Origin of the sequence: Lewinella sp., assembly GCF_050633125.1 — a bacterium.
Classification (GTDB): domain Bacteria; phylum Bacteroidota; class Bacteroidia; order Chitinophagales; family Saprospiraceae; genus Lewinella.
In genome coordinates this window covers 1-12579 of sequence record NZ_JBOEFX010000113.1, presented here as the reverse complement: position 1 = coordinate 12579, position 12579 = coordinate 1, and the positions used below count along the sequence as shown (strand labels likewise).

At 47.2% G+C, this 12579-nt stretch carries 7 protein-coding genes; 2 read left to right on the top strand and 5 right to left on the bottom strand.

The features are described 5' to 3' along the window. Positions 1-32: 32 nt before the first annotated feature. Entirely contained in the window at positions 33-2360 is a 2328-nt protein-coding gene (locus ACRBG0_RS22550; RefSeq protein ID WP_431489105.1) for a T9SS type B sorting domain-containing protein, read from the bottom strand. 164 nt (positions 2361-2524) lie between these two features. Between ACRBG0_RS22550 and ACRBG0_RS22545 the strand changes: the two genes are divergently transcribed. After that, positions 2525-4993 carry a DUF5686 family protein gene (locus tag ACRBG0_RS22545; RefSeq protein ID WP_431489104.1) on the top strand — a complete coding sequence of 823 codons (2469 nt, stop codon included), beginning with the start codon at positions 2525-2527 and terminating at the stop codon, positions 4991-4993. Between the two features lie 56 nt (positions 4994-5049). On the opposite strand, the gene ACRBG0_RS22540 is transcribed toward ACRBG0_RS22545, so the two are convergent. The 4 genes from ACRBG0_RS22540 to ACRBG0_RS22525 all read right to left on the bottom strand — a co-directional run bounded on the left by ACRBG0_RS22540 (position 5050) and on the right by ACRBG0_RS22525 (position 10369). Then, entirely contained in the window at positions 5050-5601 is a 552-nt protein-coding gene (locus ACRBG0_RS22540; RefSeq protein WP_431489103.1) for a hypothetical protein, read from the bottom strand. A 236-nt stretch (positions 5602-5837) separates the two neighbouring features. Further along, the gene (locus tag ACRBG0_RS22535) at positions 5838-6968 is read right to left on the bottom strand and encodes a M50 family metallopeptidase (protein WP_431489102.1); all 1131 of its coding nucleotides are present in this window, start codon (positions 6966-6968) and stop codon (positions 5838-5840) included. Between the two features lie 700 nt (positions 6969-7668). After that, entirely contained in the window at positions 7669-8838 is a 1170-nt protein-coding gene (locus tag ACRBG0_RS22530; RefSeq protein WP_431489101.1) for an acyl-CoA dehydrogenase, read from the bottom strand. Positions 8839-8848: 10 nt separating this feature from the next. Next, the gene (locus tag ACRBG0_RS22525) at positions 8849-10369 is read right to left on the bottom strand and encodes a helix-turn-helix domain-containing protein (protein ID WP_431489100.1); all 1521 of its coding nucleotides are present in this window, start codon (positions 10367-10369) and stop codon (positions 8849-8851) included. 149 nt (positions 10370-10518) lie between these two features. Between ACRBG0_RS22525 and ACRBG0_RS22520 the strand changes: the two genes are divergently transcribed. Next, the gene (locus ACRBG0_RS22520) at positions 10519-12312 is read left to right on the top strand and encodes a MutS family DNA mismatch repair protein (RefSeq protein WP_431489099.1); all 1794 of its coding nucleotides are present in this window, start codon (positions 10519-10521) and stop codon (positions 12310-12312) included. Positions 12313-12579 lie beyond the last annotated feature (267 nt).

Sequence of the window (12579 nt, the reverse complement as noted above, 5' to 3'; positions counted from 1 at the left end):
ACACTTTTTGCAACGGTCTCGGACACCCCTATTTATTTCAACAACAAAACATCCCCGGCGTAATCCACGGTCACTCCGTCGATGAATTCTATTTCGGCAGACCAAACGAAGATATCGCTCCCCAGAATTTCTCCTTGATAGCGACCATCCCAGGCCATGGTATTCGAGTTGGGTAGCAGTTCTTTTGCTTCAAAAAGCAAATTTCCCCAACGATTGAAAACGCGGAAATTTTTAATTAAAACAACTTCCGGTCCACCGAAAACAATCAACTCATCATTGACACCATCGTTGTTAGGACTGAAAACATTGGGGACAAAAACATCACGTACATCTAGGATATTAATGCGGATGGAATCTGTCGTTGTACAATTGTCCACAGAAGTAACAGACAAGGTGTAAGTGATAGGCTGAATGGCCGTCAATGTTGGATTTGGACAATCAATGCAAGATAAGCCATCAATCGGCGACCAGGAAAAACTATCCAAAGGCACGCTTGAAATTGGCCGCAAAGTCAATTGTTCCGCCAATTCAATACTGGTGTCTGCTCCTAAATCAATAATCGGAATAATGCGGGCCTGCAAGGTTCCACCCATCTCCGTTGTACAGCCATTCGCATCCTCTGTCGTCAGGGTGTAGGGGCCTTCTGTGAGGTTGGAATATTCAAGCTGGTCACTAAATACACCACCGTTTAGGGAATGAAGATAAGGAGCAGTGCCCCCTGATATGGACGTAATAATGGCCTGGCCAGTATCATTCCCCCCGCAATCCGGGTCAATAAATTCAGCCGTCATGACTAAAGGTGCAGGCTCTGCCAGCATTAGTGATGCTGCGACGGAACAACCCACAGCATCCGTTATTTGCACCGTATAGGTGCCCGCCGTCAAGCTTTCAATACCTGCGGTTAGGTCACCATTGTCCCAGCTGTATCCATAAGGGCCTACGCCGCCCATTGGCAAAGCCGTAATCATCCCATCGTCGCTATCTGAACAGCTAAGTTCACTAGCAGCTAGTGTTACGCTGAGCAACATAGGCTGTGTTACTTCCTGAATCAAGACAAGATCGTTACCAAAACCATCATTGAGCGTAATGAGGTAAGTACCGGCTTCTAGATTGGTAATATTTGCAGGAGTATTGATAGCGTTCAATGAGCCATTACCAGAAGCGGTGCCTCCTAGTTGCGTCCAATTATAGGAAAACGGTGGAGTACCATCGGTTACGAAAAAATTAAGCTGCCCAGATGACTCTCCACGACAAACCACGGGAACTTCGTCGATTTCTCCTTCTATTTCGCACACAATCAGGCTTAGGTCCAAAATCACTGTACTATCGCAGCCCAGGTAATTTTCAAGTACTGTCGTGTGAATATCCGTAGAGAAATAAGGAATCCCGCCAATAAAGAGACTATCTCCTTCGCAGATATTGGCACTCAATTGTATTTCTGCTGATTCAAAAACGGTAAGGTCTACAATCACCATACTATCACAACCTGCTGCGGTGGGGAAGTTTAATTCGTAAAATCCCTCGTCGCATAACGACAGCGAATCATGGACTACAAAGCACTCTCCTGAACATATTATTTCTTGGAAAAAGGTCGGAGCAATAGACTGCACAAGAATATTTCTACACGTAGGCGGAGCTTCGTCACAAGCATTGCTGATCTGGAGGCACAATTCAAAAACACCGTCCCCTGGCCAAACCACCTCCGCGCTATCCAATGTGCTTATCAGCGTACCATTCAGTCTCCATTCATATTCGGTGCCGCCCATCAGCCCAGGGGTAGTGTAAGTCGTTATCAATTCCGGACAAGATACTTCCGGGCCTTCAATCACAGGTGCTGTGTTTAAAGGAGCAGCCTCCGTGCTTCCTTCTGTAACTTCCAAAGTCCAGTCGCAATTATCACCAAAAGCGCCGTCCATGACTAGATAGTAATATTGGCCAATTACTAGAGGTTCAGTATTACTGATCAACCGTGGAATACCAGGTGAGACTATCGTCGTTGTACCTCCTTCACAGTTGGAAACCCGACGAAAATTGGTGCAATCTATCCCTTCATACAAGCCTATTTCCAAACCAGCGGACATTTGGCAGTTTGAGACCGTAATTCTGATGGTCAAGTCTTCGCTACCTGCAATGAATGCGATCCATTGTGCATTATGGACCACGATGGTGCAAAAATCATCGGGGGCTACTCCAGGGACATTACTTTCATGGCGGCCTGTAAAACCATCAATGTCGCAAATAACACAAGCCTCCTCGCAAGTAGGTGTCATTGCTGGCGGATCATCCATACAGGGAACGGGTTGCAGGAAAACAATCGCGGGATACAAGAATACAAACAGGAAGGAGGAGCATTTTTTCATTAGTCAAGTAGCGTTTATTAGAAAAGAGCCTGACGACTAAGTTAAGTTAAGCCCGTTGAGCAATGAAAAGGGCTAGCACAAGATTAACTTATAGTAGCTTAGTACTATTAATAGCCATTTACACAAAGCTACGGCTTGGCCGCTTATTATACCTGTTATTTTCCATGAAGAACGTCTTCCTGCTTGCTTTATCACTCCTGTCTATCGCTTTCTTCCAGGAAGAAGCTAACGCACAGGCCAGTAATTACCAAGGTGTAGTCCTTGACGCAGACACCCGAGCCCCCTTGGTTTTCGTCAGCATCCAGCGGATGGGCACCATGAAAGGTAGCTACTCTGATGTGGACGGAAACTTTAAAATCAAAGCACTGCCTGGCGACACTTTGCGCTTACGCTACGTGGGTTATGAAGAACGATTTGTGGTGCTAAAGTCACAAAATAATCTCACCCTCACGATGAACACGGCTGGTGTCTCACTGGAAGAAGTGGTCGTTCGCCCAGAAGAAAACCCTGCCTGGCGCATCATCCGAAGGGCGCTCGCTGCTCGGGATCAGCACGATCCCGCCCAAAAAGAAGGCTACTCCTACCAAGCTTATCACAAGACGGTCTTAGGAGTAGATACCCTCGCGGCTCCACCAGCTAAAGTCCGTGAAAAGACAAGGAAGCGTTCTGCCAAACGCGATTCGGCCTTACTTGAAGCAGCTGCCTTACAACAACGCCGCCAAGAACTTTTCACCGACGAAATGCACCTATGGGTAACAGAAACGCGAAGTCAGCACGCTTTTCGAGCCCCTCACCAGCAGAAAGAAATTATTTTAGCTACCCAATCCTCTTTGCCTAATGACTTTACGGGTGGTCTAAATCCCATCAATTTTCAGCCCTTTGGGTTTTACAAGGAAGTGATAAGAATGGAGATGACGGATCAGAATTACGTCAACCCACTGAGTAAAGGCACCTTTCAGCATTATGATTTTCTCTTGTCCGACACCATTATTCACGCGCAAGACACCACCTTTGTCATTGAATTCCGACCTTTGCCCAATAAGTATTTCACGGCATTAAAAGGCGTATTGTACATCCATACAGATGGCTACGCTATTGAGCGGGTGATTGCTGCGCCTGCTGATCCCCGGCAGACCATTCAGTTTAGTATCCAACAGGAAAGTCAACGCATCGAAGGGAGCTGGTTTCCTGTAGTGCTACATGCCGATATTTTTTTTCAGATTGGTCAGGGAGAACTGTTCATCAAGTATGGCTTCCGCAACAGGAGCGTACTCACGGAAGTCTCGTTGAATCCGCCTCCTGCCAGTTTTTTTAATCACTATTTAAAAGAAGTTCAGTCAAATACAGATGGTTTGGACGATAGTCTGCGGTTGTTGCCTCTCCATCCGCGAGAGGCAAATACTTACGCTTATTGGGATTCTTTGCCGGAATTGCGTCCGGCTTATCGTGTGTTAAGTGCTTATAATAGCCTTATACAGGTCGTCAGCAGTGGGCTGTGGAGTGGACGGAAACTAGACCTGGTCGTTCCCGATTTGCTCAACGTAAATGTACGCGAAGGCACCCGATTGGGGCTAGGGCTTAAAACCAGTCCGAAGCTCTGGAAAACAGGCTCCCTTTACGCCTACAGCGGCTATGGCTTTCGTGATCAACAATGGAAATACGGCGGCGCATTGGAGTTGAAAATTTATCCGCAGCGTGACCTGAAACTACGCCTTAGTTACCGCAATGACCTGATCGCCCCAGGGAGCATTGATTATCTTTCTAGTGTCAACAATCCTTGGGCCAACTGGTCGGCTAGAAATCTGATTCTTGAGCGACTAGATAACCAGGAGCAAATACGCGTAGACCTGATTTATCGCCCCCACGGAAGCGTTCAACTCAACTTTTATGCCCAAAAGGAGGAACGAAAACTTAGCTATACCTATGCTTTCGGAGTTGTCCCCGCAGAAGCGCCTTTGTATTACCAAACAGAAGAATACGGCACGCGCCTGCGCTGGGCACCTCGTGAACGCTTGGTCAAGATGGAGCAACTTGAAGCTATTTTGTACCCCGTTTTTCCTATCCTCGATTTCACGATGGCTCACCTGGCGGTAGATGATTTTACCGCTCAGCGGTTCACTGCCCGCCTGCAACACGAACAACGTTGGAAGTTTATGGGGATGACGGAAATCACGCTGGAAACAGGCTGGCTTAGCAAAGCATTGCCTTATCCCTATTTGTTTCAAGCCCCGGGGAATAGCCAAAATGGAATCACAGGTAACGGCCTTTTTAATACTGCTGGTGTTACGGAATTTGCGCAAGAAAAATTTGCTTACCTCTTTTTTACTCACCGCTTCGGTACCTTACTCGGCCGATTGAAAACTCCTTATTTTCGCCCCGAGCTACGACTCATGCAACAGCTGGGCTGGGGGAAGCTGTCAATGGCCTCACAACACCAAGGGCTTGACTTTCAGGATATGCGTCGTGGCTATCTGGAATCAGGTGCCGGTCTCGACAATATCCTCCGGATTCCTTATTTCAAGACAGTCTATATTGGCCTGGGGGCAAGCGTATGGTATCGCTGGGGTGCTTATCATTTACCTGCTTTCAAGGACAATGTGCGGGTGCAGTTTACGGTGAATATTTCGGTGTAGGGTGTTCGTTCCGATGCATCGGAACTCACGGTTATTACTAGTCGGGAGGCTATTTTCTAAAAATCGTCACTCCGCTCGCTGGTTAGTTGGTTCAAGTCGGTTGCTGTTGGATCAACGTAGATATTGTCCCACAGCAGCGTATTATCACTCATAAGGTAGAAAATACGATAGTAGCCAGGGGGGAAGTTATCTAAATTAAGGGCAAAGTTCGACAGATTGACTGTATTGGTCTGAACGACTGTTAGCGCCGCTACTTCATCAGGAGAGTAGGTCGCGTTGTTAAGTAATATGTTGTAATCAATATCGGCATATTCCGTGTTTTTGGTAGCCGAAAAAATCCAGTATTGCTTAACGCTTAATCCACTTCCACCAAAGTAAATGACATTTGCTTGTCCAATGGCTGGGTTGGGGTAAAAGTCAACTTCTCCGGAAAAAACATTGGGGTTGCCATAGCTTCCAATTGGCGATCCGTTGGTGTCTCGGACGTTGATACCGGTTACGATCTCGAGCTGCAATTCAGCTTCATAAGGGTCGGGCGTCATTGTTTCATCATCTTCGCAGGCGGCAAATAATAGCACCAATAAAAATAGCGGAAAAAGATTTTTCATAGGGATGGTTTTGAGTTCAGGGGATAACGTATGAATAGTCTAAAGCGTTGTGTCAGATGGCATTAAAATGTTTTGCCGAGCCTCTTGGAGCTTGTTTGATGCGAAGTCAGGTTCGTCAATCTTTGGTTTTTAGCCATATTGAGTGCCAAGCAAGCCCTAGGTGTTTCAATCTCTATGCTTTCTACTCACAAGGGCGCGAAGCACACCTGATATCTATATACTGTCTTTGGTAAAGCTTATTTCTTTCTCCTGATCACCTTTTCCACCGCGCTACGATCCAATAAGCCAAGGATGCGACCATAATGATCGAGAACAGGGAAGGCGAATAACTGGTGCTCGTCTAGTTTTTCGGCAGCGCGCAGAAGGCTTTCTTCAGGATGCAGGCCTTCCCATTTCGCTTGCCCTACCAGCGTAGTGATGGCATTATCGGCGTACTCATCCAGGTCTTTGGTTAGTAACGATTGTTTGTTGGTGATGCCGTGAGGTTGTTGCCACTGATCCAGCAGCAGAATGGGCTGGTCGGGCCACGGAGCAACCTTTACTCTGGCAGCAGCCAGGCTTAGCTGAGGGGAAAGGTAGAGGCGTTGAAAATCTTCGCGCAAATAATCACCGACTACCGCTTTGGAAAGTCGCTCACGACGGCGTTGAACCTGGATTTCAGAAGCCGCCAAAATAATAATAAACAGGGCACCAATACCAAAAACAATATCTTGAAGATAGATGCCTGCTGCAAGCAGCAAAAGGCCACCCCACATCCCGATTCTCCCCGCAAGGACTGTAGCGCGTGTTCGTGAAAATCGCATACTGAGGATAGCCCTCAACACACGGCCACCATCAAGCGGAAATGCGGGGATAAGATTGAAAGCACCTAGCAATAGATTAAGTGCAAAGAACACCACAACAAGGTATTCCCAAATACTGGCATCAAAGATCACAATATTCCCATTGGGCTGGATGAGCAGCTGCAGGATGAGCAAAAAATCTTCGTTACCGCTATACCAAATGATAGGTGCCATTAGTCCCGCCAAGATAAAGTTGACCGCAGGACCGGCCAGGGCAATACTTATCTCTTCTCGGGGTACTTCGGGCATTTTCTCCAGAAAAGCACCACCGCCAATCGGGTAAAGAACAATTTTTTCTGTATCAATACCCCATCGCCGAGCTACAAGGGCGTGCCCCAATTCGTGCAAAAGCACCGCCAAAAACACCATACTGATCCACACCAAAAGCCACTGGAAATTATCCCAATTGAAACCACGACCAGGCATCCAGCTATCATAAACAAGCCATACACCTACCAACAGGAAACTCCAATGAAATTGAAGAGGTACACCCGCGATACGACCGATTTGTAGACTGGTTTTCATGGGCTTAAAGATGCAACGAATTTTAATAATGGTGGTTGAAAAACAGCTGATAGGTAGATTAAGTTCTCTTTGTTAGGGCAGCTGGCCTCGCCTGGCGGCTGGCCATCGCGCTATTCGCTCTCACCTCCCGGTGGTCGGTACCGCTGCTATCGCTGCTGCTGCTCTCTCCGTTGCGCCGTGTTCCGCTGTTCGCTCCACAACGATTTTGGATAAGTTGGGGCCTGTGGTTTTACCTCCATTAAAGAAACTAAACTGTTCATTAATGTGTGTCTGATGAATAATTGCCGAAATGTATCTACTTGATAACCAGCAATAAAAATCTCTGCGGGCTCTGCGGCTTTGCGCGAGACGCACAATTTTGAACATTCTCCCATTAAATGCTAGTGCGCATGTTAGTTTCCTGCTAGCAGACCTTACATCAGCTCCCGTTAGCTGGTCAGGGGATCAGCGGTATATTAGATTGTAGTTTGGGGACTACAATCCGCCTGTGCTTTTGTGTGTGGATGTTTTACCAATGTGTACCTAGCCAAGGTCAAAAATAAAGAGATAAATGCCCCAGTTATAGGCGCGAAAGGCGGAGCCTGGAGCGCGCCGCACGGAGGAGGAGGCCGAAGGATAGCAGGAAGCGATAGCGACCGGATAGCCTGGTGCCGTAGGGGTGTTTTGCGTAGCAACACCCCTACCGGCATGGCCCATAATTCTAATTTTCGCCGACAGGTAGATAAACGTCACCTTTCAACACACCTCGGCTGATCACGATTTGCTGTACTTCGGAAGTACCTTCGTAAATCTGGGTGATTTTGGCGTCACGCATCAGGCGCTCGACATGGTATTCTTTGACGAAGCCATAGCCACCGTGAATTTGCACTGCTTCTACCGTATGCTTCATGGCTACCTCAGAGGCATAGAGTTTTGCCATAGCACTCGCCTGCGAGTAGTCCATTCCGTTGTCTTTCAGCCAGGCGGCACGGTAGACCATCATTTTGGCAGCTTCGATATCCGTCGCCATTTTGGCCAACTTGAAGGCGATAGCCTGGTGCTGACTGATAGGTTTACCAAAAGCTTCGCGCTCTTTAGAATACGCCAAGGCCAATTCATAAGCACCACCAGCGATTCCCAATGCCTGAGAGGCAATGCCGATACGGCCACCAGAAAGCGTCTTCATAGCGAATTTGAAGCCAAATCCATCCTCGCCAATCCGATTTTCTTTAGGCACTTTTACATCGGTATACATAATGGTATGGGTATCCGAAGAGCGAATGCCCAGCTTGTCTTCTTTGGCTCCTACGACTACGCCATCCCAACTGGTTTCGACAATAAAGGCGTTGATGCCTCGGTGTTTTTTCTCGGGGTTTGTTTGTGCAATCACCAAATGTACGCTGGAAGAACCACCGCTGGTAATCCAGTTTTTGGTGCCATTGAGCAGGTAATGGTCCCCCATGTCTACGGCAGTAGTGCGCTGCATAGTCGCATCGCTACCAGCTTCGGGCTCACTGAGACAGAAAGAACCAATCCATTCACCTGTTGCCAGCTTTGGGAGGTATTTTTGCTTTTGTTCTTCTGTACCAAAAGTTTCAATTCCCCAGCACACCAGAGAGTTGTTTACAGACATTGTGACAGAGCAAGAATTATCTACTTTAGAGATTTCTTCCATTGCTAGCACATAGCTCATGGTGTCCATGCCGCTGCCGCCATATTTGGGGTCGACCATGATACCTAAGAAGCCTAGTTCACCCATTGCGCGAACCTGCTCCTTTGGAAATTCCATTTTACTGTCGCGCTCAATGACTCCAGGCTTGAGTTCTTTTTGAGCGAATTCACGGGCGGCTTCCTTTACTGCCAGTTGTTCTTCCGTTAATGAGAAATTCATAATCGTAACTTTATTCTTGGTTTAATTTGGTCAAACGAGCATCAATGGCTTTCAGGCGTTCTTTCTTTTTCACCACAATTGGATCAATAGCACGCTCTGAACAATCGGTAACGGCACATCGTTCACAGGTTCGGTTAACTTCCCGCATTTGAATCGCCGGATCATTCAGCCACTTTATCTGTTTTTTTACATCTTCATTAATGAGTAGTCCTAGTGTTACACTCACGTTGTGTTTGCCCGTGTTTTTGGTAGTCACCCGGCGGCTATTTTCTGAGATGCCTGGTCGTGCAAGTGTAATACACAGGTATTCATCTTCGGTTCCAATAAAGCGGGACCGTTGAGCTCTTACAATGGTGCTTACGTACTTGCCTTCTTGCTGCATGGCCCCTAGGTCTTGTAACAGAGACAAGCTCACCCAGCGCCGGCAGTAGTGTTCCAGGATGGCATTGCCGTGAGGATGATGCCGCCGACTTAGATGTAGCTCTCGATCTATCTCGAAATGATCTTTTTCGGGATCGTGCAAGAAGCGCAGGAAGAACAATTTAGGCATGTTGAAAAAGCGAGGGATAACATTTGTCAGTCGGTGAAAAAACATCTCCGGACTGGCCTCATAAGACTCCATAATTTGGAGGAATGCCTTGGCGTCCCAGCGTTCCAATGCAAAAAACGATTTCATGTCTCTGACAAAAGCCTGCAAGGGCAAATGCAATGCCACTGAAAAGTACGTAGCGAAAGCATGATTGAGCACCTCCTCAAAAATTCTGGGGCGCAGGATACTGGAAGTATACGAGCGCTCTTTCAGGTTCAACACCTGAAAACCTATCTCCTTACCGTACTGGAAAGCCAGGGCCATAGATGGCAATGTACTATTGAGAATAAGTTTGCGGCTTTTCGGTAAAAAAACAGAACGTACCCCATTCATTTCCGGGTATTCGTCCAGGCCGCCCATGATTAGTTCGTAATCAAAATCGTTCTCTAGAATATCTGCCAGTCGGCTTGGAGGTAAAGGGCGTTTCGTGTTCAGTTGATGCTCTTTGATGAATTGCTCAACTGCTGCTTCTATATTTTCGAAGTAGTTGTTGTTTAATTCCAAGTAGGCACGCAGGGCCGCAAAAAAGAAGTTTTCTTCGCGTAAGGCATAAGACCGCGAAAGCTCAAGTAGGGTAGAGATAAAAGCGCCCACCCTCAAGGGAGCATTAGCGATAATTTCGGCCACTTTCCCCAGCTCTATTCCGAAAAGGTCAAGAGGGAGTTCATTGAGGAAATTAGATTGCAATAATTCCGTAACAGGCGCCAGCTTAGCACCCATTTCTGAACTGCGCAATTGCTTCTCGTCGGCCTCCAGCGCTTGGGCCAATGCTGTGATTTTATCGTCCTTAGGAAATTTCTTTCCTTTCTCTATTTCGTTAAGATAGGAAACGGACATCCCCGTGGCTTTTGCCAATGCTGCGAAACTCAAGCCTTTGTCTTGTCTTAATTGCTTGATTTTCAGCCCGAAAATTATTCGCTGGTGCGGGATTTTTCCATTCATAGTTGACAAAATTACACTCTTTTTAGCGAATATTCGCTAAGCTATAGCAGATTATTTCACCTCTATTTCATTCTAACCACGAATTATCCTTTTCTTTGCGGCAGTCGTGAGAAAAAACTTTAGACAACTTCCTGTAATAAATTTCCAACATGCTTCCTCTCTATCAAAAAAGAGCAGCCGAATTTTCGGCCAGAGCTACTGCGCTACAAGCCCGCTATGAAAAATTGGGATGGGTACGTTTACTATCTTTTCTGGCTTTAGTAGCAGTGATCATTCTAGTCTGGCGGGAAACACCATGGTGGTCAGGGATGTTAACGACGGGGTTGGGGATTTTTGCTTTCGCGCGTCTAGTTCGTTGGCATGGCCGCATCCAGGCAGATGCCCAGCACCAGCAACAATTGGCCCGACTCAATACTGCTGAAGCCCAGGGGCAAAATAACGACTTTAGTGCCTTTTCTGTAGGAACGGACTTTGTGGACCCTCAGCATCCCTACAGTTACGATATGGACTTGTTTGGTCCTTACTCTCTTTTTCAGATGGTCAATCGGGGCAGCACTTCTATTGGGCAAGCGCGTCTTGCAAGCTGGCTGCAAGATCCCTCCACGAATGATGTCATTCTTGAACGACAAGCGGCCGGCCGCGATCTGGCTCAACAATTAGAGTGGCAACATCATCTGCGGGCTTACGGAGCAGCATTGGAAGAAGAAGATGGCCAGATTGATCGTCTCTACGACTGGCTGAAAGAGCCCTTCGTTGTGGAAGAAAATACCTTGCGAAAAGTGGCACTTTGGGTAGCACCGCTCTTGTTTATAGTATCTATGGCGCTGTGGGTGACGGTTTGGCCCTGGTACCAGGCATTACTGCTGCTTATTCCTGCTGGTTTGTGGTTACGGAATAGCCTGGAAGAAATACAAAAAATGCATACCCTGACTGGCCGTGCAGCAGACACCTTGCGGCGTTATGGTCAGTTGATCTCCCATATTGAAACGGCCCAGTTTGAAGCTCCAAAATTAAAATCACTACAAGCGGTGTTTACAGAAGGCGACGTTTCTGCATCACAAGCCATCCATAAATTGGCATACCGGGTGAGTCAGCTAGATGTGCGTTATAATGCTTTTGTTTTCCTTTTGGAGTTTTCTATCGTCTGGGATTTGCAACAGGCTTATCGGATGGATAAATGGAAATTACGCCACCGTGATCGTCTACCTCAATGGTTTGAGGCACTAGCCGAATTGGAAGCGCTCGTGAGTTTTGGTAACCTGACCATGAACCAGCCCGAATGGATATTTCCCACACTTCAAGAAGAACGACAATTACACGCTGAGGCACTGGGCCATCCGCTACTCCCCAATGACAAACGGGTAACGAATGACATCAGTATGCCCACTGCGGGCCATATGCACCTCTTGACAGGTTCTAACATGGCAGGTAAAAGCACTTGGCTGAGGACGGTAGGGATCAATATTGTATTGGCTTTGGCGGGTGCGCCTGTTTGCGCACGAGTGTTCCGCCTCCCACAGTTACAAGTCTACACCAGTATGCGTACGCAAGATGCGCTCCATGAAAGCACCTCCAGTTTTTACGCAGAACTGAAAAGGCTAAAATTCATCATAGAAGCCGTAGAAGACCCTAGCAAAACCGCTGGCCGCCCTGTTTTCTTCTTACTCGACGAAATCCTTAAAGGTACCAACTCGCGCGACCGCCACACGGGCTCAAAGGCACTCATTCGCCAGCTCATTGCCAGTAAAGGCGCGGGCATTATTGCCACCCACGACCTTGAGCTTGGGGAGCTGGAAGCCGAAGCCAATAACCAGATCGAAAACTGGGCCATTGAGGTTGATATAAAGGACGGTCAACTCTTTTTTGACTACAAACTCAAACGTGGTGTAAGCCAGAGTTTCAATGCTACCTTGCTTATGCAGCAGATGGGGATAAAGGTGTAGCGTAATTCTCACGTTACAGAAAAGCCAGCCACAGACACACAAAGACACGGAGTCTTTTCTTGCACAAACAGATGATACAAGGCGCTTTTGCTTATTAGGTTTGTTTCCCTAGGTTTAGCTTGAAATTGCTATAATTGACTAAGGCTTCATTTTTTCGCTCAACTTATTGCATATTACAAAACAAACTTTTATCTTTGCGGTCGCTTAAGCGGAAACTCTCTAAGGAGAGGCAAGCAAAAGCAATTTGGCGTGGTAGCTCAGCTGGTT